The sequence below is a fragment of the Sphingobium sp. WR1 genome, from assembly GCF_059693745.1.
Genome location: NZ_JCATID010000034.1, coordinates 18,440 through 40,761 on the forward strand (window position 1 = coordinate 18,440; position 22,322 = coordinate 40,761).

The following is a 22,322-nucleotide window of genomic DNA, read 5'->3' on the forward strand; positions in this document are numbered from 1 at the left end:
CATGAAGAGCGCCGTCATCGTCTTTCCGGGCAGCAATTGCGACCGCGACCTGGCGGTGGCGTTCGAGGCTGTGACCGGCACGAAGCCCGCCATGATCTGGCATCGCGACACCGAACTGCCCGACGATCTCGACCTGATCGGCGTGCCGGGCGGCTTTTCCTATGGCGACTATCTGCGTTCCGGCGCGATGGCTGCGCGCTCGCCGGTGATGCAGGCGGTGGCGACCGCGGCGGAGCGTGGCGCCTATGTGCTGGGCGTCTGCAACGGGTTCCAAGTGCTGACCGAAAGCGGCCTGCTGCCCGGCGCGCTGCTGCGCAACGCCGGCGGCCATTTCGTCTGCCGCGACGTCGCCCTGACGGTCGAGAATGCCCAGAGCGCTTTCACTAGCCGCTATGACGCGGGCGAGGCGATCAGTTTCCCGGTCGCGCATCATGACGGCAATTATTTCGCCGACGACGCCACGCTCGACCGGCTGGAGGGCGAGGGCCGGGTCGCGCTGCGCTATGCGGAGAGCGTCAACGGATCGGCCCGCAACATCGCTGGTATCCTGAACGAAGCGGGCAATGTGCTGGGCATGATGCCCCACCCCGAACGCGTGATCGAGGCGGCCCATGGCTCGACCGACGGCAAGCGCCTGTTCCAGGGTCTGGTCGAAGGGTTGCTCGCGCGGGCCTGATCGTCTGTATGGTCAATGCCGGAAAAACAGCGTCACCGACGCGACATGGTTGACGCGCGTGTTGCCGGCACGCTGGTTGACGATCTGGTTCAGATAGCCGACCTCCAGCGTCGACGCGCCGGGCAGGCCGATTTCGGCCCCCACAAAACTGCGTAACTGGTCGAAGCCGCTGCGGGCGCCCCAGTCGGTGTCGTTCAAGGCCGCAAAGCCTTCGGCATAGGCCAGCGCGTTCACGGCGTCGCTGTCGGCCTTCAACGGTTTTTCGTAGCGGATCATCTCGCGCAGGCGCCAGCCCATGTCGTCGCCGTCCGAGCGCCAGCGCTGTTCCAGCCGCGTGCGCGAGGAAAGTTCGCCGCCCCACGGCTTGCCCAGCGTCCAGCTCAATTGCTGGAAGCTGCGTTCCTCATTGACGTCCTTGCCGCCCTCGATCGGCACCACGATATGGGCGAACCCCTGATAGAGGGTGAGCGAGGGCGAGAATTTCCAGCCGAGCGCGCCGCGGAACAGCGATTGGTCGACGCGCGAGACGCCGTCGCCGATGCGCGGCTGAACCTCCGCGAAATAGACGAGTTCGTCCCTGATCGACCCCATGGCGGTCAGGTTGAGCCAGAATTGCTCATCCTCGCTGGTCGCGGCGTGCGTGGGGGCGGAGAGCAGGGCGAGGCAAGCGGACAGACAGACAGCGAAGCGACGCATGGAATTTCCTGAGATGAAAAGGACAGGTGCCGACGATGCGGCTTCCCGTCCTTCCTAGGGCGCGTGCATTTCTATCCTGTTTCCCGACGGTTAGTTTGTGTCGGGGGCGGCGGGCGCGGGTTGCGTCAGGTGATGACGCTGGGTTTGTCCATCCCGGTGAAGCCGCTGATATCCGCCACGTCCTGCGCGGCCGCGATCAGGGGGGCAAGAGCGGTCGCGGTTTCCAGGCCGAGGTCGCCGTCCGGGCCGACATAGCGTTCGATATAGACGCGCAGCGTCGCGCCTTCCGTGCCGGTGCCCGACAGGCGGAAAACCACGCGCGATCCGTCATCGAACAGGATGCGGACGCCCTGGTTGCGGCTTACCGACTGGTCGGTCGGGTCGGTATAGGCGAAATCGTCAGCGCTTTTCACCGTGCCGCCGCTGTTGGACGTGCCGGGCAGGCTGTCGAGCTTGCCGCGCAGCGCGGCCATCAGCGCGTCGGCCTTGTCCTTGGCGATGGCTTCATAATCGTGGCGCGCATAATAATTGCGGCCATAGGTCGCCCAATGGTCTGCCATGATCTCCGCAACGCTCTGCTTGCGGACGGCGAGGATGTTGAGCCACAGCAGCACGGCCCAGATGCCGTCCTTCTCGCGCACATGGTCGGAACCGGTGCCGGCGCTTTCCTCGCCGCAGATGGTGGCCATGCCGGCGTCGAGCAGGTTGCCGAAGAATTTCCAGCCGGTGGGCGTCTCATAGAGCGGCAGGCCCAGCCTTTCCGCGACCCGGTCGGCCGCGCCGCTGGTCGGCATGGAGCGGGCAATGCCCCTGAGGCCTGCCGCATAGCCGGGCGCGAGATGGGCGTTGGCCGCCAGCACCGCGAGCGAATCCGACGGCGTGACATAGCTATGGCGGCCGATGATGAGGTTGCGGTCGCCGTCGCCGTCCGACGCCGCGCCGAAATCGGGCGCGTCGGGTGCCATCAGGCGGTCATAAAGTTCCTTGGCGTGGACTAGGTTCGGATCGGGATGATGATGGCCGAAATCGGGAAGCGGGGTGCCGTTCATCACCGTGCCGGCGGGCGCGCCCAGGCGCTTTTCGAAAATCTCCACCGCATAGGGGCCGGTGACGGCGCTCATGCTGTCGAAGGCGAGAGTGAAGCCGCTCGCGATCATCGCGCGGATCGCGGCAAAATCGAACAGGCTTTCCATCAGGTCGGCATAGGCCGCGACCGGATCGACCACTTCCACGATCATGTCGCCAAGCTGGCTGGTACCGATGGCGTCGATGTCGACATCGGCGGCGTCGAGAATCCGGTAGCTGTCGATCGTCAGCGAGCGGGCATTGATCGCGTCCGTCACCTTCTCCGGCGCGGGGCCGCCATTGCCGATATTATATTTGATGCCGAAATCCTCGTCCGGGCCGCCGGGATTGTGGCTGGCCGAGAGGACAAGGCCGCCGAACGCGCCGGACGCGCGGATCAGGTGCGAGGCGGCGGGGGTGGAAAGAATGCCGCCCGCGCCCACCAGCACCCGGCCGAAGCCGTTGGCCGCCGCCATTTTCAGCACCGTCTGGATGACTTCGCGGTTGAGATAACGGCCGTCCCCGCCCACCACCAGCGTCTCGCCCGCGAACCCCTCCAGGCTGTCGAACACCGACTGGACGAAATTTTCCGCATAATGGGGCTGGGCGAAGACCCGCACCTTCTTCCGCAGGCCGGACGTGCCGGGCTTCTGGTCGGTGAAGGGGGTGGTGGTTACGGTCTGGATCACTCCGGCATCCTTTTGAAAGAGCGTGTCGGTGGAAATCTCATATGGCTCGGGAAAAGCCATTGTCGCAGGACTGCATGTTCAGCGCTTTTGTGCAAACCAGATGACATGGCGCGGGCCCTTGCCATTGTCGCGCGCGCGCACGGCGACTTCCTCCACCAAAAAGCCGGCGCTGCGCAGGCGGCGGGTGAAGGCGTCGTCGGAGCCGGCGGACCAGATGGCGAGGATGCCGCCGGGCTTCAATGCGGCGCGGGCGGCGTCCAGGCCCTGCCGGTTATAGAGCCGGTCGTTGGCGGCGGCGGTGAGGCCGTCCGGGCCATTGTCGACGTCGAGCAGGATCGCGTCATAGCTGCCATGGCCTGCCGCGATCACGTTGACGACATCGTCCATCATCAGCGTGACACGCGGATCGTCCAGGCATCCGGCGGCGAGGTCCGTCATCGGGCCGCGCGCCCATTCGATGATTTCCGGCACCAGTTCGGCGACGGTGATCCGCGCCGAAGCGTCAAGCGCGCCGAGCGCCGCGCGCAGAGTGAAGCCCATGCCGTATCCGCCGATCAGCAGATGCGGCGCCTTGCGCCCCTTCAGCCGCTCGATCGTCATGAGCGCGAGCTGCTTTTCCGAGCCGCTCATGCGGCTGCTCATCAATTCATTGCGGTCGAGGACGATCATATAATCGCCGCCACGCCGGTAGAGTTTCAGTTCCTGCCCACCCGGCACGGCGGCGGACCCCAGATATTCGCGCGGCGTCATAATGCCCCTTCATACAGAAACGATCGGCGATGGGACGCATGGCAGCTTGGCTTCCGTCGCGCAAATGCTACAGGCGGTCGCGCGCATCGGTCGACCCTTGGCCGATCCGCCCGGCGGATGCTATCGGCCCGCCATCGTCAGACCCGAATCCGCACAGGCAGATTTCTTTTTCATGCGTTATTTTCTCGACACCGAATTCAATGGCTTTGGCGGTACGCTGATCAGCGTGGCGCTGGTGCCGGAGGATGGGGACCAGGAACTTTATTTCTCGCTGCCCCTGCCGGACGAGATTGAGCCATGGGTGGCGACCCATGTCATTCCCTATCTGCGCCATGTGCCGCCGGGCATCGATCATGAGTTGGGTCGCGAGGAAGGGGCGGACATGGTTGCCGCCTATCTGGCCGGCGATCCCGATCCGATCATTATCGCCGACTGGCCGGAGGATCTGGCGCATTTCTGCGCCTTGCTGGTGACGGGACCGGGGCGGATGGCAGGGGTCGACTTCGGATTGCGGCTGGAACTCATCAACGCGGCGGGGTTCAGCGCGGCGGCGAACAGCCGCATACCGCATAATGCCCTGCATGACGCGCGGGCGCTGCGCGATTTCTACATGGTCGATCGGGTCGGCTAAGGCCCGCTAATCCGAGGGACACCTGGCCTCAGGATCGGGAACGGAGGAAAGGCATCGTGAAGGGCGATGCTGTTGCGACTGAGAAAATGTGGTCGGCCTTTGCGTCATCCTATAGAACTTTGTGCGAAGCACCGAACAGCCATCTACGGGTGAGACTGGAGGAAATCCGTCGTGATGAGCATGATTGGCTACGTGTAGGCGCTTGCAAACGTAGCGTCCCCTGCTCGCAAACAACGCAGATTTCTGCTCAGATTGAATGACAGCGGGCGAACCGCGCTGCCCACGCTAAATGACAATATGCTCGCCATCATCCGCGCTTGCTTGCAAACAGGACCGGCCTGCTCACGATATCTGCCAGCGAAGTTCGTGACTGGCATCATATCGGCACCCCTGCCTCGCGGAGCCGCTCGGTCAGTTCGCGGTGTGTTCGGCGTGCAGCGTTCCGGCAAGGAAGGCGCGGACATCGGATGTCGGCGCCTTGATCGGACGGGGTATCAGCGCCCGTTTCGGTGGACGGCGCGGACGTCTCCGCCGCGGAAACGGTTGCCGAGGCACGATCCTGCGCCCAGCCAGGTGTTGCGCAGAGAACAAGCATTGCCGTCGATAGCAGTTTCGTGCGCAGCTTGGCCATGTCCCAGCCCTCGTTTTTTACGTCCGGTGCTTTTTTCAGAAGAAAAAACCGACCTTTACTTATCAATATCCAGGCTGACGCTGGTGAGGGCACCCGTGAACGGCGCCGGGAAAGGATAGTCGGCCACGGGCGAGCCATAATCGGCACCGACGTCCATCGTCTCGTTGGGCGAGAACATCGTCGGCAGGGTACGATCGATATGTCCGCTGCCGATGGCCTTGCCGTCCGCCAGCAGCGTCACCGTGCCGCCCGCGCCGCGCGCCTTTGCAGCCACGCCGTCATAGACGAAGCGCATCTCCAGCACCTGCGTGCCATCCGGGATGGGTCGCGTCGCCACGACGTCGTAGCGTCGGACACCGTTCAGATTGTAGTGGAAATGGGCGATCCCACCATCGAGCCGGAACGCCCATCCGCCGGGCGCTCCCCCCTGCGTGATGATGACGCCCGTATCCACCGCGGTGAAGGTGCCACGGGCAGCCAGCCGCCAGGACGCGTTGCGCACCACCGGGGCGATCTGCTCGGGCAGCCCCGCCATGCCCGGATAATAGACGAAATGCGTGCCCCTGTTGGGCGGCGTGGTCGTCGGGCGACCGGACTGGCGCCAGTCCAGCGGCAGGATGTTGTTGCGTGCCGCCTGCGCCCACCAGAGCGCCTCGAGTTCTTTGGCCTTTTCAGGATTTGTTGCTGCAAGATCACGCGATTGGGAGTAGTCCTGATCCAGATTGTAGAGTTCCCAACGCGTCTTGAGAGGATCGAGCGCGAGCCGCGCGTCACCTTTGATCGAAGGATCGGTAAGGCGCGCGCCGGCGAACCAGCCATCGCTGTAGATGCCGCGATTGCCCCACGTCTCGAACACCTGGGTGTGCCGCACCTCCGGGGCCGCGGCGCTGTCGATGGTGGTCGTGGCATCGACACCGTCGAACGGCATCTGCGTGACGCCGTGCACGCTATCCGGCGCTGCGATACCGGCCGCACTGAGCAGGGTGGGCGCGATGTCGACCACATCAAGGAACTGCGCGCGGATCGCGCCCGGATCCTTGATCCGCGCCGGCCATGACACGATCAGCGGATTGCGGATGCCGCCGAGATGGGAGGCGACGTGCTTATAATACTGAAACGGCGTATTGAGCGCCCAGGCCCATGGATAGGGCATGGACGTCTCGTACCTGGCAGAACCCAGATCGGGCAGGTCGCTGGTCTTGACGGCCGTTTCGTTGGCCAGCCCGTTGCCCTGCGCGATCTCGCTGGTGTTGCCGCCGACGCCGCCATCCGGTGCCGCGCCATTGTCGCCGATGATGTACAGGACCAACGTATTCTGCCCGTCAGGCAGTGCGCGCGCCGCATCGATCACGCGCCCGATCTCGTGATCGGTCTGCGCAGTGAAGCCGGCGAACACCTCCATCTGGCGAGCGTTGATCCGTTGCTGCTCGGGCGGTAGACTGTTCCACGCCGGCACGACAGGGGGCCGGGGTGTGAGCGCCGCATCCTTCGGGATGACGCCCAGCTTCTTCTGGCGAGCAAACGTCTTCTCGCGATAGGCGTCCCAGCCGTCATCGAACTGGCCCTTGAACGGCGCGATCCACCGGGCGGGCACCTGGATAGGCGCGTGCGTCGCACCCGGGGCCAGATACAGAAAAAATGGCTTGTCGGGTGAGGTCGCCTTGACCGAGCGCATCCACTCGATCGCATGGTCGGCAAGATCCTGGTTCATGGTGTAGTTCGGATCGCGCGAAGGCGGCATCAGGCGCGTACCATCGAACAGGGTCGGATGATACTGATCCGACCCCCATCCGTTGAAGCCGTAGAAGCGATCGAACCCCATCCCGGTCGGCCAGTGACCGAACGGCCCGGCGGGGCCAGCCTCGCGCGGGGGCGTGTTGTGGTTCTTGCCGAACATACCGGTCGCGTAGCCGCGGTCCCGCAGCAGGGTGGCCACCGTAGCCGCATTGTCCGGCAGCACGCCGGTATAGCCCGGATGGCCCGTCGCCATCTCGCCGACATTGCCGAAGCCGACATGGTGCGCGTTGCGCCCGGTAAGCAGCGCCGCCCGGGTCGGCGAACAGATGCCGGCGGTGTGGAAACGGGTGTAGCGCAGCCCCTCACGTGCCAGCTTGTCAGCCGCCGGCGTCGGCACCGCGCCTCCAAACGTACCGAATTGACCGTAACCGGCGTCATCGACGAGGATGACCAGGATGTTCGGCGCAGCGGCCGGCGCGCGGATCTGCTCGACCGGCGGCGGCGGTGGAGGCGTTCGGAAGGTCAGTGGCGTCTCCTGCCCCCTCGAGGTCGCAGCCATCATCGCCAGTGCCAGGGCGCAACTCCGAACCAAAAGGCGCGTTCTTGAATGCCGCATCGCAATCCTCCCCTCGGGGGGGCTTAGCTTGAAAACAGTTGAATGCAATATTAAAACATCATAATTAAATTATAACTGCCTATGTGATGGCAGCTGAACATCACGGCTTCGACACGCCTTGCGGAACATCGATTTTGGCTTACGGACAACCGGCTATGTCCGACACACGCGTTCCCGGCACCAAGGCCGCAGCATCGATGCGACAGGTCCAATCGACGACTGCGATCATCAAGGCGGCGCAGCATCTGTTCGCCGTTCGCGGCATCAATGGCGTGTCGCTGCGCGAGGTGGCGGCGGCCGCCGGACATCGCAACATCAACGCTGTCCAGTATCATTTCGGCTGCAAGGCCGAGTTGGTTCAGGCGATATACCGCTACAACCTTCCCGTACTGGACCAGCGCCGAGGTGAGCTGCTCGGCAAGGTGCGCGCGCAAAGCAAGCTCGACTCGCTCCCTGACCTGGTCCACGCTTTCTTTTGGCCAGTGATCGATCAGGTCGATGACGATGGTCGGCACAGCTACGCCACATTCCATGGTCAGGCGCTGCACACGCCAGAGTGGCAGACGTCCTGGATGCAGATGATCGATCAGGCGCCGGTCAGCGTTCTGATGCTGGACATGATCGCCGCGGCGGCCGAACCGGTCGAGCGCGATCTGTTTCACGAACGCATGGTGTGCGCCAGTCTGGTCGTGGCGCGCGCGCTGACGCGGTACGACGCGACGGCGACCGATCCTGCCTCCACCGTCGATCGTGCCACCTTACTGACAGACGGATTGCGGATGGCGACCAGATTGTTGGGAACGCACCCATGACGTCGTCGGCACACTCGAGAACAAGCCAAGCATCGGCGACCGCGGCTTCGATGTCGTCGACATAAAGAACGGTGCCGGCGCCTGCTTTGGCCTGCGCATCCACCAGCTTCGGCAGCTCTGCGTCAATGAAGCCTTTTGCGATCGCGAGTTGTTCGGGCTTCGGATCATACAGCCGCACGTCGCCGCCGCTGGCGAACATCAGCGCTATGCGCGAGCCAAGAGTTCCGCCGCCGATCACGACGGTCGGACACGATCTGGGATCAAACTGAGTCATGCTGGTTCTCCTTCGGTTAGGCAAATGATCGGAAATGCGCCGGGTACCGCGGCGCGTCATGCCGATGAGATTTCGGCGCAGGCGTTGCCGGTGAGATTGCCCTCGATCATGATGATCGCGGGGCTCTCAAAGCCGTCGAGGCAGGCGCAGCAAACGGTGCCGGCAAGGTCGGTCACGAACATGGGGTCACGGGCGACGTCGGCCGCGATGCCGATGCCTTCGATAGGATGCGTGAAGACGATTTCGGACCGTGATCGTGGTTCGTCACCGACGATGCAATCGGGGACGCGGCCTCCCGTGAGGATCACTTGGCTATCGGAACCTTCTGATTTATCGAATGAAAATTTGGTGGGCGCCGACATCGCGATCGAATCTCCAGAAAGATCGACGTCCTAGATTGGCCAGCGCAGTAACTTTCTCTTTCAACAATCCGCTGCGTTTTTTCCAAAAGCCGCACATCAACGACGCATGTGTGGAGGGGGCAGAGCTCCTGCTCCGGACCTGCGCGGATATTCGTGCCGAGGACGCTCTTAGCTCTTGTCGAAGCTCAGCCGCCCCGTGTCATAGGCAACCACCTGAAGCAGGCCGCGCGTGATGGCGAGATTCTTGAAGAAGTGGATGAACTGATTCTGGTCGCCCAGCGCGTTGTGAAAGAAGATCGCTGCGGCGACGGTGAACAGCGCCAGTGCGCGGCGTTCGTCGGGCGCCACAGAGCGCAGTTTTCGCCCCATTCGTATGCCGCACGTGAAAACGGGCTTGACGAGATACGGTATATCATTAACTCGCGCGGCAGGCATCAAGGGGGCGAAAGAGAAGATGGGAAATTTTGCGGCGCGGGCGTCTCTGGGGATCGCAATGATACTCCTGCCGAGCGTGGCCGCGGGGCGGGAGGTGAGCACGCCTCAGGACGGCGACATTCTCGTCACCGGTCAGCGGCAGGCCTACCGCGGGCTCGTGCCTGTGGCCGATATCCCCCAGTCCATCACGCTCCTGAACGAGGCGCGATTGGAGGAGGCGCAGATCACGCGGCTCGCCGATGCGCTGGATCTCTCTTCCTCGGTCGCCCGGCAGAACAATTTCGGCGGGCTCTGGGAAAGCTTCGCGATCCGCGGGCTGGTCGGCGACGAGAACAACCCGAGCGGCTACCTCGTCAACGGCTTCAATGCCGGGCGAGGCTTCGCGGGGCCGCGCGACGTATCCGGCATCGAGCGGATCGAGATTCTCAAAGGCCCCAATGCCGCACTGTTCGGCCGAGGCGAGCCGGGCGGCAGCATCAATCTCGTGACCAAGCGGCCTACGGAACGCTTTGCCGGGAAGATAGAGGGCACCTACGGCAGCTTCGACTTCCGCCGGCTTGAGGCTGACGTGAACGTGCCCGCAAGCAATTTCGCGGCGGTTCGGCTGGTCGGCTTCTACGAGGCGGCGGACAGTTTTCGGGATACCATCAAGTCCGAGCGCTACGGCGTGTTCCCCTCCATTTCGTTGCGGTTCGGACCGGACACCAGCCTGGTCTACGAGCTGGAGGCGACCCGGCAGGAGATCCCGCTCGATCGCGGCGTCTTCGCGCTGGGCGATAATCTGAGGGTGATCCCGACCAGCCGTTTCCTCGGCGAGCCTGGCCTGGGACCGAACAGGGCGACGGCGCTCGGGCACCAGTTCTCGCTCCAGCACGATTTCTCCGCGGACTGGAGCTTGCTGGTGGGCGTCGGCTTGCGCGACACCGAGCTCAAGGGAACCTCGGCGGATGCTGAACTCGCGGCCTCGCGCCAGCGCCTGTTCGTGGACGGCCGCAGCCTGACGCGCGAGGTGCGCTATCGCGATTATGACGGCGCTCACCGCGTCTATCGCGTCGAGCTGAGCGGTCGCTTCCAGGGCCCGCTGGGTCTGCACCGCGTGATCGTCGGCGCCGACCGCGATGAATTCGACACCGACCTGCTGGTCCTTGGCTATCGCGCGCCGTTGCTCTCGACTTCGCCCACCGCCCAGCAGGGTTTCGAGATCGACATATTCGACCCCGTCTACGGCCGCTTTCCGACGCCACCCTTGTCCCGCATCAACGACCGGACGATCGCGCAGCGATCCTGGGGCGCCTATGTGCAGGACCAGATCCGGATCAGCGATCGCCTCGAGATACGGGTCGGCGCGCGGTACGACGAATTCACGCAATCGATCAGCAATCGGTTGAACGGGACCGTCGCTCGGCAGGCGGAATCACGGATCAGCCCCCAGGCGGGCGTGGTCTGGCAAGTCTCGGAACCGATCAGCCTTTATGCGGCCTATGGCGAGGGGTTTCGTCCCAACACGGGTGCGAGCGTGTCCGGCGAAACGTTCGATCCGGAAACCTCTCGGTCGATCGAGGTTGGGGCCAAGCTGAGCATGGGCGGCCTTACGGGGACGGCGTCGCTCTTCCGGCTGAACAAGGGCAACATCCTGACGAGCGACATCGCCAATCCGGGCTTCTCGATCGCGGTCGGCGAGGCGCGGAGCCAGGGCTTCGAATTCGAGCTGGCGGGACGGCTGCCGGGCGCGATCGAAGGGCTGCTCTCCTACACCTATCTCGACGCAGAGGTCGTGTCGGGCACGCGGAACGCGAACGGCGTCGCGATCAGCCCCGGCGACCGGCTGCTCAACGTGCCGAAGCATACGCTCAGCGCCCAGGCCTCGCGCCGCTTCAACGTCGCTGAGCGCGAATTGAACGTCGGGGCAGCGGTCCTGCATGTCAGCTCGCGCCTCGGCGAGGTGGGAACGGCGTTTGAGCTTCCTGCCTACACCACCGTGCGTCTGTTCGGCTCCTATGCGCTGACCGACAATGTCGAAGCATCGGTGGTCGTCAACAACCTCTTCGACGAGACCTATTTCGTCAATTCCTATGCCCGGCTGTGGGTGATGCCAGGGGCTCCCCGCATTGCGCTCGCGACCTTGAAGCTGCGGCTCTGACGGAAGCGCGGGAGACCAGCCCACATGAAACCTGATTTGGAGATCACGATGCCCCAAGATCAAGCCTCCGTCCTGCTGCAGGATGTGTCTTTCGCTTATGGCGCGCAGGAAGTCCTGCGCGGTCTCACGCTTTCCGTTCCGGCGGGCAGCATCACCGCGTTGCTCGGCGGGAACGGGGCCGGCAAGTCGACCACGCTTGCAGCACTGCTCGGCTTCGTGCGCGCCCAATCGGGCACGATTTCGGTGCGCGGCGTCGATCCGGGGAGCGACCCGGATGCGGCGCGCCGCCGCATCGCCTATTTGCCCGAGAATGTCGCGCTCTACGAGCATCTGAGCGCCACGGAAAATGCCGAGTATCTGCTCGCGCTTTCGGGCGAGCGGCATGCGCGGAGCGGCATCACCGAGGCGTTCGCGGCGGCCGGTCTGCAGGAGGGAGCGTGGGATCAGCGGCTCGGCGGCTTCTCGAAGGGCATGCGGCAGAAGGTGGCGATCGCGGTTGCATTGCTGCGCCGGGTGCCGGTGCTGCTGCTCGATGAGCCGACCTCCGGCCTCGATCCGCGGGCGACGGCGGACTTCAACGCGCTGGTCGCGCAGGTGCGTGATCGCGGCACCGCGGTGCTGATGGTGACGCACGACCTGCTCTCCGCCGCCGACGTGGCCGACCGGATCGCCTTTCTCGAAAACGGGCGCGTTACCGACGAGGTCGCAGCCAGCGGCCCCGAACGGTTCGACGTGCGTGCGTTTCATGCCCGTTTCCAGGTCGGCGGGGAGCCGCTCGCAGCATGAGCGCGACCCGCCTCATCGCGCGCGACGAGCTTCGGCTGATGACGCGCAACCGCGTCGCCCTGATCGCGTTCGTCCTGCTTGTGCTGCTGACGCTTGTTGCGGTCGCGAGCAGCTGGTCGCACCAGCGCGGCATCGCCGAGCTGCGCGCCCGGCACGCGCACGTAGCGGACGCTGCTTTCGACGCACAGCCGGACCGGCACCCGCATCGTGTGGTCCACTACGGCACCTTCATCTTTCGTCCGCTGGGGCCACTCGCGGCGTTCGACCCCGGCGTCGATGCGTTCACCGGAAACAGCATGTTCCTGGAGGGCCACCGGCAAAATACGGCCAATTTCGGTGACGTTCGGCAGAGTTCGCTGCTCGTGCGGTTCGGCCAACTGACCCCGGCCTTTGTGCTGCAGGTCGTAGCACCGCTGCTGCTGATCTTCCTCGGTTATGGCGCGCTCGCGCGGGAGACCGAGCGCGGCACGCTGCGCCTCCTGATGCTGCAGGGGGTTGGCCGCGGGCAGCTGGTGCGCGGCAAGCTTCTGGCGCTGGGCACGGTGGCGCTGCTGGCCGGCTTGCCGGCGATGATCGGCTTCGTCCTCATCGCCGGCCAGCCCGGCGCGCTCGCCCTGCCGATGCTGACCATCGCGCTCGGCTATTTCGCCTATCTGGCACTGTGGGTGGTCGTCATCCTGCTCGTGTCGGCGCTGGTCCGCCGCAGCCGCGACGCACTGCTCGCGCTGGTGGCGTTGTGGGCAGTCGTGGTGGTGCTTCTGCCACGTGTCGCGCCCGATGTCGCCAACGCGGCCGTTCCGCTCCAGAACCGGCTGCAGACCGACATCGCGATTGCCCGCGACCTGAGGCAGATGGGCGACAGCCACAATCCCGACGATCCGCACTTCGCGCAGTTCAAGCAGTCGGTGCTCGACCGCTATGGCGTCACGCGGGTCGAGGACTTGCCCGTCAACTACAAGGGCATCCTGGGCCTCGAAGGCGAGCGGATGACCTCCGAGCTGTTCAACCGCTATGCCGGCGAGAGCTACACGGCCCAGGAGCGGCAGAACGCATTGATCGAAACGGCGGGCCTGCTCAGCCCCGCCATCGCGATCCGTTCGCTGTCGATGGCGGCGGCGGGGACCGACTTCGCCGGGCACCGGCGGTTCCTCGAACAGGCCGAGGCCTATCGCTACGATCTGGTTCAGCGGCTCAACAAGCTGCAGGCCGACAATGTCAGCTATGCGGACGATACGGCGGAGGATGCCGGTGCGGACCGCCGCAAGCGCGTCGCGGCGCGCAATTGGACCGCGATGCCGGACTTCGCGTTCAAAGCGCCCCGGGGAGCCGATCTCGCGCGAGGCGCCTTGCCGGGCCTCGCGATCATTCTCGCCTGGCTGGCTGTAGCGGCCCTGCTGCTCATGATCGCCACCCGCCGCCTGGGAGCCCGCCGATGAGCCTCATTGCCCACGAACTCCGCCTGCTGCTCCGTCAGCGCCTGACCGTGATCGCGCTGGCGCTCCTCGGATTGCTCACTATTGCCGCATTGGCGGCCGGCATGACCGAGGTCGCTCGCCAGCGCGCTGCGATCGCCGCCATTCCTGCGGCCCAGGCCGAGGACATCAACGCGATTGCCGCTTGGATCGACAAGTCCAAGGATGCCGGCAGCGCCGCCTATTACAGCTTCCATCCGACCTGGGACGCGCCTGCGCCGCTCGCCTTCGCGGCGCTCGGGATGCGCGACGTGTCGCCCTATATCCTGCGTGTGCGCGCGCTCGGGCTGGAGGCGCAGATCTACGACGGCGACACCTTCAATCCCGAGCTGGCGTTGCCGGGACGGTTCGACTTCGCCTTCGTGCTGGTGTTTCTGGCGCCGCTGTTCGTCATCGCGCTGTTCCATGATCTCGTCTCGGGCGAACGCGAGGCAGGCCGGCAGCGTGCGCTCGACGCGCTGCCGAGGGGAGGGCGCGCGCTCTGGCGGCGCAGGACATTGCTTCGCTTCGCGCTGCTCTGGCTGGTGCTCGGCGTTCCCTTCCTGCTTGCCGCCTGGCTGGAGGGAGTCGCGATGGGCACGATGGCGATCGTGCTGGTGCTGATCGCCGCCTACGCCTTGTTTTGGATCGTGCTCGCCGCGCTGGTCGGGCGCCTGCACTGGAGCTCGGTCGCCAACGCGGCGACGCTCGCGGCGGCGTGGCTGGTGCTGGTGCTGATCGTCCCCACGCTCGCCAATGTCGCGATCAATCAGGCGATTCCGGTGAACCAGGGCGCGGAGATCGCGCTCGCGCAACGCGAGGCGGTGAACCGGGCCTGGGACATTCCGCGCAACGACACGATGCGGCGCTTTTACGCCAATCATCCCGAGTGGGCGGATTCGGCCCCGCTCGGCCATGCGTTCCATTACAAATGGTATCTCGCTTTCCATCAGAATGGCGACGAGAGCGTGGCAGAGCAGGTCCACACCTATCGCCAAGGGCTCGAGGCGCGTGATGCCGCCGGCCGGGCGTTTGGCTGGGTGCTGCCGTCGGTTGGCGTGCAGGCGCTGCTCACGCGGCTCGCCGGCACCGATCTGTCGGCTCAGCTTGCCTATCAGGATTGTGTCCGCGCGTTCCACAAGCGCATCCGGACCTTCTACTACGGCTATCTCTTCCGCGACCGCCCGTTCGGGAAGGCGGATTTCGCCCGTGCGCCGAAGTTCGCGGACACCCCCTGCGCCGGAGCGCGGAACGGAGGGACCTGACGTGCGGCTGAGCTGCGCAGCCTTCGCCTCCTGCGGCGCGATCGCGATCGCCTCACCCGCCGAGGCCCAGCGCGCGAACGACAATGCAGTGACGGAGGCCGAGGACGCGTTCGGCTCGTCGGTTGGTAACGAGAGCATCGGTCTCTACTCGCCAAGCCAGGTGCGCGGCTTCTCGCCGGTGACCGCCGGCAATGTGCGGATCGAAGGCGTCTATATCGACCGGCAGGGCGTGATCTCGCAGCGGCTCGTGGAAGGCTCGACCATCCGCGTCGGCCTGAGCGCGCAGAGTTACCCGTTTCCGGCGCCGACTGGCATCGTCGACTATCGCCTGCGCCCCGTCGGCGACAAGCGACTGGTGAGCGTTCTGGCGGGAAGCCTCGCCTATGGCGCGCCGTCCATCGAGGTCGATGCGCAATTGCCGATCGATGGTCGGCGGCTGGGCGTCGCGCTGAGCGCGTCCTACGCGCACGAGGAATATTATGACGGCTCGGACGCGCACTATAGCCGCTTCGCCGTTATCTCGCGCTGGCGACCGAGCGACGGTGTCGAAGTCATCCCCTTCTGGTCGATGTCGATCGGCAGAGACGAGCAGGTCGCGCCGACCATCATCGCGGCCGGCGCGTTCGAGCCGCCGCCAGCGCCACGGCGCCGCTATTTCGGCCAGCAATGGGCGTTCCGGAACAGTCGCAGCATCAACGCCGGCACGATCCTCAAGGCGCGGATCGGCGAGAGCTGGGCGGTGTCGGGAGGCATCTTCCGCTCCTCGGCTGAAAACCTGCAGAACTTCGCCGAGCTGTTCGTCGGCACCACCCGCGACGGCATCACGACCGAACAGGTCATCGCGGATCCTGGACAGCGTTACGCTTCGACCAGCGGCGAGCTTCGGGTCAGCCGGAGTTTCAGGGACGGACCCCGGCTCCACACGCTGCACACATCGGTGCGCGCGCGTCAGCTCGACAGCCGCTATGGCGGCGGCGCGCCCGCGCTCGATCTCGGACCGCGGCGGCTCGGCGATCCGGTGCCGGTACCCGAGCCCGCGTCGTTCCTGTTTGGGGAGCAGACGCAGGACCGGGTGCGGCAGGCGACCTTCGGCGTCGCTTACGAGGGACGCTGGCGCAACGTCGGCGAGCTCAGCCTCGGCGTGCAGCGAACCGTTTATCGCAAGACCGTCGATCTGCCCGGCGCAGCGCCGAATGCCGAACGGCGCGACCGGCCGTGGCTGTTCAATGTCGCCGCAGCAGTCTTTCTCTCCGAGGGGTTGGCGATCTATGCCGGCTACACGCGCGGTCTCGAGGAGAGTGGGATTGCGCCGATCAACGCCGCGAACCGCAATGAGGCGTTGCCGGCGATCCGGACGAGCCAGGCCGACGCGGGCATTCGCTGGACGCTCAACAAGCGGATGAAGCTGGTCGCTGGGGTGTTCGACGTGCGCAAGCCGTACTTCAACACCGACGAAGCGAACGTCTTCACCATTCTTGGCGACGTCCGTCACCGCGGCGCGGAAATCAGCCTGGCGGGAAACCCGATCGACAGCGTCAGCCTGATCGCCGGCGCGGTGCTCATGCGGCCGCGCGTGACCGGGCAAGGGGTCGAGCTGGGCCGCGTCGGCGAGATCCCGCTCAATCAGCCGGCGCGCGTGCTGCGCGCCAACGCCGAATGGCGACCCGGCTTCCTGCCAGGCTTTTCCATCGACGGCGCGATCGCCAACTTCGGGCGCCGCGCCGCCTCGCGTGACAACCTCGTGTTCGTGCCGAGCTACACGCTGATCGATTTCGGCGTACGCTACCGATTCAGGATCGGCGACGCGCCGGCGACGCTGCGCTTCCAGGTCGCGAACGTGACGAACACCTTCGCGTGGAACGTCGTCGGCAGCAACAGCTACGGGCTGACCGACAAACGGCGCGCGCTGCTTTTCCTGGCGGCCGACTTATAGGCCAGACGAGCGGTCCGCGTTTCCAGCCTCTGAGGGAGATATCATGCGCTTGTTGCATTTGACGGCTGCGGCCGCGTCCGTTCTTGTTCCATCGATCGCCGTGGCGCAATCTTCCGTGCCGCTTGCCGAACTGCCCGCAGCGGTGCTGCCGCCCGCATTGCCCTGGTCCGGCGCGAGCGAGCGCCTGATCGTCGCCGAAAGCGATCCGTGGATCACCCCTGCCGAGCGCGCGAGCTTCGCCACGACCCCGGCCTATGCCGAAACGCGGGCGTGGCTTGAGCGGCTGGACGCGGCTTCGCCGCTCATATCCCTCGAGACCTTCGGGCATACCGGGGAGGGAGGCGAGCTGCTGATGGTCCGCGCGAGGAAAGGACGCTCGGACAAGCCGGTCGTTCTGGTGCAGGCCGGTATCCATGCGGGTGAAATCGACGGCAAGGACGCTGGCTTGATGCTGCTGCGCGACATCGCGCTGCGCGGCAAGGACTCGCTCCTCGACCAGGTCGATCTGGTGTTCGTGCCGATCTACAACATCGACGGCCACGAGCGGATGAGCCGCTGGAACTTCCCTGCTCTCCGCGGACCCCAGGAGAAGGGCTATGTCGGCAATGCACGCAATATTAACCTGAATCGCGACTATGCCAAGGCGGACGCGCCCGAAACGCGCGCGATGATCGCGCTGCTGCAGCGGCTCGATCCGATCCTCTACATCGACTGCCACGTCAGCGACGGCTTCGACATGCAGTACGACACCACCTTCACTTATGCCGGCTGGGGACGCTATGCCTATCATCGTGCCACTGCCGACTGGCTGATGAGCCGCTTCGGCCCGGAGGTTACCGACGCGCTCGAACGCGAAGGGCACTTGCCCGCCATCTATCCCAGTCCGATCGACACGCGCGTACCGGAGAAGGGCATCCGCCAGGCGCCCGAAGGGCCGCGCTACTCCACCGGCTATGGCGACTTCATCGGCGTGCCGACCGTGCTGGTCGAGAACCATATGCTCAAGCCCTATCGCCAGCGCGTGCTGGGAACCTATGTGCTCCTGGAGGCTGCCTTGAAGCTGGCGGCGCAAGACCGCGACCGGATCGTCGCGGCGAAGGTGCGGGACAGGGCCAGCCGGCCCGCCACGATGCTGACCCGCTGGAAGCCGGCGGCGCAGCCGATCGGCTGGGTCGATAATTTCAGGGGCGTCGCGTTCGACAGCTATCGCTCACCGGCGACCGGCCGGCTGGAACAACGCTGGACGGGCAGGCCGGTGACGTTCCGTATGCCGATCATCGGCCAGGAGCCGGTGGAGACCGTGACGCTGCCCCAAGCCTGGTGGGTGCCGCAGGAACAGAAGGAAGTCATCGACCGCCTGCGTCTCCACGGCATTCGCTTCGAGATTCTGGAGGCGCCGCGCACGCTGACCCTCGACCGCGTGCGATTGCGCGATCCTGCCGTGCAGCGCGCGCAGGACGGCCGATCGCCACTCAAAGCTTCGTTCGAGCACGGGAGCGTCTCGGAGACGCTGCCCGCCGGCACGATCCGCGTGCCTTCGGACCAACCGCTCGGCCTTTTGGCGGCCGCGCTGCTGGAACCGGAAGCGCCGGATTCCTTTCTTGCCTGGGGCTTCTTTCCGGAGATGCTTTCGCCCGCGCCCGGCGCCGAGGATTTCGTCCGCGCGCCGCTGGCAGAAGCGTTTCTCGCGCAGGACGCCTCGGTCAGATCCGCATTCGAGGCAAAGCTGATCGCCGAGCCTGCGTTCGCGGCGGATGCCGCAGCGCGTCTAGCATGGCTCACCGAGCGTCTGCCCGATCGCAGCCCGTACTACCTCACATACCCGATCCGCCGCGAACCTTAGGTTTGAGAGCATACTGGTCGTGCTGCCCGATTAGAGAGCGGGAGATAAAAACGCATGTGCCGCGCTTGTTCGCTGTCCGTCTGATATCAGGATCGACTACACTCTTTTAGTCGATGATAGTCTTCCCGACAGGTCGCAGCGCGTACCATCGGCGCGGCGTGATGCCCATCCGTCGCTGGAAGGCGGCGGCGAACTTGCTGGCATTGGCATAGCCGACTGCGAGCGCCGTCCGGGTCACCGGTTCACCGGCCTCAAGCAGCAGCGCCGCGCGCTCCATGCGCCGCGCCGTGAGATAAGCGAACGGTGTGGAACCGGTCGCCTGCCGGAACGCACGCGTGAAGCCGCTCGCCTCGTAATGGGCGACGGTCGCCATCTCTGAGACGGTGAGGTCGTCGGCGAGTCGCTCCTCGATGAACTCGAATACCTTGTCGAGCCTTGCCCGATCGAGCTTGTGCGGTCGGCCCGGCACCGGCGCTCCCGAAAGCGCTGCGATCCTTCCGAGCACAAGCTCAACGCCATGCTCGAAGAACAGGGTCGAGCATCCGTGAAATTCCGCACCGTGGCGCAGCGCCACCAGCACCGATGCGATCGCCTCGTCGTTGTGAAGCATACCTGCGAGCGCGAACAGTTGGTCGGAATCGGGTCTTGCACGCGCTCTCGTCCAGCGGTCGAGATCGATCGCAAGGCCAACCATGTTGAGCGGAGCGCAGCGGCCCTCCCCGGAGAGGTTGGGAGGCACGATGGTGAGCAGGCCCGGACGCCACTCGGCCTCGATCCGCCCCGCGTCGGTGCGCTGAGAATAGGCGCCGCCGCCCGCCGTCGCGAGCCCGATGCGCAAATAGCTCGTCGCATAAACCGGCCCCTCATAGGCGGCAAAATCCGACTGCATCACGAACAGCGAGCCGCTCGGATTGGCGGCATGGAATCCCCGCTCGGGATCGACGGACCGCGCGAAATCAGACGCATTGCGGAAGCTGGCGGGTCGCAGAGGAAGGTTCCCTTCGATCGGAGCCGAACCGTCCCGGATCGGAGCGGTTATCGGCCATGTGACATTATATCCCGCGGTCGACGGAGCAAGCAAAAAGGGGCATCGGTGAAGAGCATCTACTGGGGACCGGCGCTTGCCGGCATGCTGGCGGCCGGGACGGTTCCGGCGGTTGCGCAAGAGCGGGAGGCGGCGCGCGGCCAGGAAGGCGAGATCGTCGTCACCGGCCAGAAGCGCCAGGGCACGCTGCAGGACAGCGACACGGCGGTGACCGTGCTCGACGCCAAGGCGATCGACGAGGCGCGGCTGCGGGATTTCAGCCAGCTCGACGACCTCGTTCCCAATGTCCAGTTCAATCAGGGCGGCCAGCTCGGCAACGTGTTTATCACGATCCGCGGCGTCGAATCCAACCCGTTCATCGTCAACCGCGCCGCGGTCTACATCGACGGCATCCCGTTCCGCGAGCTGACCAACGCGGTGCTGAGCCAGGTCGACTCGATCGAGGTGCTGCGCGGGCCGCAGGGCACGCTCTACGGCGCCAACAGCGAATCCGGGCTGATCGTGATCCGCACGCGCAATCCGGCGGACCGGCCCGAGCGCGAGCTGCGCGCGACCGGCAGCCTCTATAGCGGCGCGGGCGGCTATGCGCTCGAAGGCTATATCAGCGAGCCGCTGGTCGACGATCGGCTGTCGGCATCGCTCGCGGTCAAGTACAGCGACGAGGCGACGTGGATGCGCAACCGCACGCCGGGCGTGACCGAGCCCGGCCAGATCGGCGAGCTGTTTGTCCACTCCAAGCTGCGCTGGACGCCGAGCGCGGACACGACCATCAACGCCACCGCCTATGTCCTCGACATCAACGCGCCCGGGCTGTTCGACAACGACTTCTTCCCCCTCGACGTCGAGCTCTACGATCGCACCTATGGCGCGCTCAACGGCGGGCAGCGCTTGGGGAGGAGCCGCTATTTCCATGACGCGCCCAAGCGCACCGACGAGACCGAATATGTGCTGGGCCTGAGCGCGACTCAGCAGTTGGGCACCGGCACGATCGACGCGGCGCTCTCCTATCGCCGCGACAAGTCGGATTCGCGCGGGCTCGACTTCGATTTCACCGCGCTGCCGATCGCGGCCGGGCGCGACGCCAATGACGAACGCGTCTGGAATGCGGAGCTGCGCTATTCGAGCGACCAGGCGCGGCCGCTGAGCGTTATCGGTGGCCTCGCCTGGTTCCGCGACACCAAGGACAATCAGAAATCGACCTTTGTCGGGCCCGGGACAATGGACTCCTATATCGCGGCGCCGGTGCAGACACGCACGATCGAGAGCGTCTCGGCGTTCGGGTCGGCGCGGTGGAAGCTGCCCTTCCTGTCCAAGGTGACGCTGAGCGCGGGCCTGCGCTACGACCGCACCAGCCAGGACGCCACCCAGCGGGCGGGCCAGCTCGATCTCGGCGGCGGGTCGATCCTCTACTACACCAACGCGCGGCTCAAGGCCTCGGACGAGGCGGTGCTGCCGCGTTTCTCAGCAACCTGGGAGCCCTCGGACGACGCGACCTTCTACGCGACCGTCGCCAAGGGGAACATCCCAGGCGGGTTCAACCTGGCGGCGACGCAGGAGGGCATCTCCGATCCGGACGTGCTTCGCTATCGTTCGGAATCGATGTGGAGCTACGAGATCGGCTTTCGGCTGCGCTCGACCGACGGGAAGCTGCGCGGCAGCGGCGCAATCTTTCAGATCGACTCCGACAATTGGCAGGAAATCCGCGTCCTGACCGACGCGAACGGCCGCCCGGTCTCGTCCGACTTCATCGGCTCGTCCGCCTCGGTGCGCAGCCGCGGCGTCGAGATCGAAGCGAGCTGGCACCCAACCGAAGCGCTCAGCCTGTCGGGGAGCTTCGGCTATGCGGATTCGGTCTATCGCTATCTCTTCAACGGCACCGAGAACCTGGCCGGGAATCGCGTGAAGCTGGTGCCCGAATATGATGCCAACCTCACCGCCCGCTACGCCCATTCGAGCGGGCTCTTCGCGCGTGCCGCGGTGAACTTCACCGGCGCGATGGCGCTCGACGAGCGCAGCTATCGCACCCAGGGGGCGACGACGACGATCGACGTGCAGCTCGGCTACGATAAGGACGGCTGGACCGCGCGGTTGTTCGCCGACAATCTCACCGACGAACGGCGGATGGGCGGCCTCGGGTTCGAGAACCTGACGTTCGGGAGGGACGGCAACGTCTATGGCTCGCTCGAGGCGCCGCGGATCGTGGGGCTGGAGATCGAGCGGCGCTTCTAGCAGGCCGAACAGGCTAGTCTCCCTCGTGCGGGAACGATCATACCTTTGTTTCATCGTCTTGCGACAACTTGTGGGATCCGCCCATGCGCAGTGAACGGCTATGGCGATCTCTCGCCGAGGTTCCCCGCGACCCTTCCGACCTGGTCGCCCGTGAAATACTTCGGAACCTACTACGGGGAGAAATGAGTCCAGGAGGCAGACTCGGCATCGATCACCGATGCCGTGCTGCTTGCCCGGGCTACCGATCCCGGGTCGC

At 65.4% G+C, this 22,322-nt stretch carries 17 protein-coding genes and 1 pseudogene; 10 read left to right on the forward strand and 8 right to left on the reverse strand.

Going from position 1 to position 22,322, the window contains the following annotated elements; translation table 11 throughout:
• The first annotated feature begins 1 nt into the window (after window position 1).
• A complete protein-coding gene (gene purQ, locus AC58EF_RS25265) occupies window positions 2-676 on the forward strand; it encodes a phosphoribosylformylglycinamidine synthase subunit PurQ (protein ID WP_497279237.1) in 675 nt (224 codons plus the stop codon).
• Between the two features lie 12 nt (window positions 677-688).
• Here purQ and AC58EF_RS25270 read toward each other — a convergent pair whose 3' ends face one another.
• The 3 genes from AC58EF_RS25270 to AC58EF_RS25280 form a co-directional block, all read right to left on the reverse strand.
• Complete coding sequence (locus AC58EF_RS25270) at window positions 689-1,372, reverse strand: DUF2490 domain-containing protein (RefSeq protein ID WP_497279238.1); 684 nt, start codon at window positions 1,370-1,372, stop codon at window positions 689-691.
• Between the two features lie 125 nt (window positions 1,373-1,497).
• Entirely contained in the window at window positions 1,498-3,126 is a 1,629-nt protein-coding gene (locus tag AC58EF_RS25275) for an alpha-D-glucose phosphate-specific phosphoglucomutase (RefSeq protein WP_497279239.1), read from the reverse strand.
• A gap of 78 nt (window positions 3,127-3,204) precedes the next feature.
• A complete protein-coding gene (locus tag AC58EF_RS25280; protein WP_497279240.1) occupies window positions 3,205-3,876 on the reverse strand; it encodes a spermidine synthase in 672 nt (223 codons plus the stop codon).
• Window positions 3,877-4,048: 172 nt separating this feature from the next.
• Between AC58EF_RS25280 and AC58EF_RS25285 the strand changes: the two genes are divergently transcribed.
• Window positions 4,049-4,507: a hypothetical protein gene (locus tag AC58EF_RS25285; protein WP_497279242.1), complete on the forward strand. Its 459-nt coding sequence runs from the start codon at window positions 4,049-4,051 to the stop codon at window positions 4,505-4,507.
• 686 nt (window positions 4,508-5,193) lie between these two features.
• Here AC58EF_RS25285 and AC58EF_RS25290 read toward each other — a convergent pair.
• Window positions 5,194-7,434 (reverse strand): arylsulfatase, encoded by a 2,241-nt coding sequence (locus AC58EF_RS25290; protein ID WP_497279243.1) that lies wholly within the window; start codon window positions 7,432-7,434, stop codon window positions 5,194-5,196.
• A gap of 143 nt (window positions 7,435-7,577) precedes the next feature.
• Between AC58EF_RS25290 and AC58EF_RS25295 the strand changes: the two genes are divergently transcribed.
• Complete coding sequence (locus tag AC58EF_RS25295) at window positions 7,578-8,303, forward strand: TetR/AcrR family transcriptional regulator (protein WP_497279256.1); 726 nt, start codon at window positions 7,578-7,580, stop codon at window positions 8,301-8,303.
• Window positions 8,304-8,319: 16 nt separating this feature from the next.
• Here AC58EF_RS25295 and AC58EF_RS25300 read toward each other — a convergent pair.
• The 3 genes and pseudogenes from AC58EF_RS25300 to AC58EF_RS25310 form a co-directional block, all read right to left on the reverse strand.
• A pseudogene (locus AC58EF_RS25300) lies at window positions 8,320-8,637 on the reverse strand (3-hydroxyacyl-CoA dehydrogenase NAD-binding domain-containing protein); the annotation flags it as partial.
• Complete coding sequence (locus AC58EF_RS25305) at window positions 8,634-8,939, reverse strand: hypothetical protein (protein ID WP_497279244.1); 306 nt, start codon at window positions 8,937-8,939, stop codon at window positions 8,634-8,636. The pseudogene AC58EF_RS25300 and the gene AC58EF_RS25305, both read right to left, overlap by 4 nt.
• A 168-nt stretch (window positions 8,940-9,107) precedes the next feature.
• Window positions 9,108-9,287 carry a hypothetical protein gene (locus AC58EF_RS25310; RefSeq protein WP_497279246.1) on the reverse strand — a complete coding sequence of 60 codons (180 nt, stop codon included), beginning with the start codon at window positions 9,285-9,287 and terminating at the stop codon, window positions 9,108-9,110.
• On the opposite strand from AC58EF_RS25310, the gene AC58EF_RS25315 reads away from it, so the two are divergent.
• From AC58EF_RS25315 to AC58EF_RS25340, 6 genes are read left to right on the forward strand one after another with little or no spacing between them, the layout of a single operon-like run.
• Window positions 9,250-11,514: a TonB-dependent siderophore receptor gene (locus AC58EF_RS25315; RefSeq protein WP_497279247.1), complete on the forward strand. Its 2,265-nt coding sequence runs from the start codon at window positions 9,250-9,252 to the stop codon at window positions 11,512-11,514. The two genes, AC58EF_RS25310 and AC58EF_RS25315, sit on opposite strands and share 38 nt — an antisense overlap.
• A 48-nt stretch (window positions 11,515-11,562) precedes the next feature.
• The gene (locus AC58EF_RS25320) at window positions 11,563-12,300 is read left to right on the forward strand and encodes an ABC transporter ATP-binding protein (protein ID WP_497279248.1); all 738 of its coding nucleotides are present in this window, start codon (window positions 11,563-11,565) and stop codon (window positions 12,298-12,300) included.
• The gene (locus AC58EF_RS25325) at window positions 12,297-13,736 is read left to right on the forward strand and encodes an ABC transporter permease (protein ID WP_497279249.1); all 1,440 of its coding nucleotides are present in this window, start codon (window positions 12,297-12,299) and stop codon (window positions 13,734-13,736) included. The genes AC58EF_RS25320 and AC58EF_RS25325 overlap by 4 nt, the downstream gene beginning before the upstream one ends.
• Window positions 13,733-15,016, forward strand: coding sequence for a DUF3526 domain-containing protein (locus tag AC58EF_RS25330; RefSeq protein ID WP_497279250.1), 1,284 nt, complete (start codon window positions 13,733-13,735; stop codon window positions 15,014-15,016). Before AC58EF_RS25325 ends, AC58EF_RS25330 begins: the two co-directional genes overlap by 4 nt.
• A gap of 1 nt (window position 15,017) precedes the next feature.
• Window positions 15,018-16,949: a TonB-dependent receptor domain-containing protein gene (locus AC58EF_RS25335; RefSeq protein ID WP_497279251.1), complete on the forward strand. Its 1,932-nt coding sequence runs from the start codon at window positions 15,018-15,020 to the stop codon at window positions 16,947-16,949.
• Window positions 16,950-16,992: 43 nt separating this feature from the next.
• Window positions 16,993-18,792: a M14 family metallopeptidase gene (locus tag AC58EF_RS25340; protein ID WP_497279253.1), complete on the forward strand. Its 1,800-nt coding sequence runs from the start codon at window positions 16,993-16,995 to the stop codon at window positions 18,790-18,792.
• Between the two features lie 106 nt (window positions 18,793-18,898).
• On the opposite strand, the gene AC58EF_RS25345 is transcribed toward AC58EF_RS25340, so the two are convergent.
• The gene (locus AC58EF_RS25345) at window positions 18,899-19,681 is read right to left on the reverse strand and encodes a helix-turn-helix transcriptional regulator (RefSeq protein ID WP_497279254.1); all 783 of its coding nucleotides are present in this window, start codon (window positions 19,679-19,681) and stop codon (window positions 18,899-18,901) included.
• Between the two features lie 204 nt (window positions 19,682-19,885).
• Here AC58EF_RS25345 and AC58EF_RS25350 point away from each other — a divergent pair, with 204 nt between their 5' ends.
• Entirely contained in the window at window positions 19,886-22,066 is a 2,181-nt protein-coding gene (locus AC58EF_RS25350) for a TonB-dependent receptor (protein WP_497279255.1), read from the forward strand.
• The last annotated feature ends 256 nt before the right edge of the window (window positions 22,067-22,322 follow it).

What these genes read in the sequence shown, in the direction of transcription:
- AC58EF_RS25280 (WP_497279240.1), bottom strand. Translation starts at nt 3,876, where the DNA reads ATGACGCCGCGCGAATATCTGGGGTCCGCCGCCGTGCCGGGTGGGCAG.
- AC58EF_RS25325 (WP_497279249.1), top strand. Translation starts at nt 12,297, where the DNA reads ATGAGCGCGACCCGCCTCATCGCGCGCGACGAGCTTCGGCTGATGACG.
- AC58EF_RS25345 (WP_497279254.1), bottom strand. Translation starts at nt 19,681, where the DNA reads ATGCAGTCGGATTTTGCCGCCTATGAGGGGCCGGTTTATGCGACGAGC.
- AC58EF_RS25285 (WP_497279242.1), top strand. Translation starts at nt 4,049, where the DNA reads ATGCGTTATTTTCTCGACACCGAATTCAATGGCTTTGGCGGTACGCTG.
- AC58EF_RS25270 (WP_497279238.1), bottom strand. Translation starts at nt 1,372, where the DNA reads ATGCGTCGCTTCGCTGTCTGTCTGTCCGCTTGCCTCGCCCTGCTCTCC.
- purQ (WP_497279237.1), top strand. Translation starts at nt 2, where the DNA reads ATGAAGAGCGCCGTCATCGTCTTTCCGGGCAGCAATTGCGACCGCGAC.
- AC58EF_RS25305 (WP_497279244.1), bottom strand. Translation starts at nt 8,939, where the DNA reads ATGTCGGCGCCCACCAAATTTTCATTCGATAAATCAGAAGGTTCCGAT.
- AC58EF_RS25295 (WP_497279256.1), top strand. Translation starts at nt 7,578, where the DNA reads ATGGCAGCTGAACATCACGGCTTCGACACGCCTTGCGGAACATCGATT.
- AC58EF_RS25330 (WP_497279250.1), top strand. Translation starts at nt 13,733, where the DNA reads ATGAGCCTCATTGCCCACGAACTCCGCCTGCTGCTCCGTCAGCGCCTG.
- AC58EF_RS25320 (WP_497279248.1), top strand. Translation starts at nt 11,563, where the DNA reads ATGCCCCAAGATCAAGCCTCCGTCCTGCTGCAGGATGTGTCTTTCGCT.
- AC58EF_RS25340 (WP_497279253.1), top strand. Translation starts at nt 16,993, where the DNA reads ATGCGCTTGTTGCATTTGACGGCTGCGGCCGCGTCCGTTCTTGTTCCA.
- AC58EF_RS25290 (WP_497279243.1), bottom strand. Translation starts at nt 7,434, where the DNA reads ATGGCTGCGACCTCGAGGGGGCAGGAGACGCCACTGACCTTCCGAACG.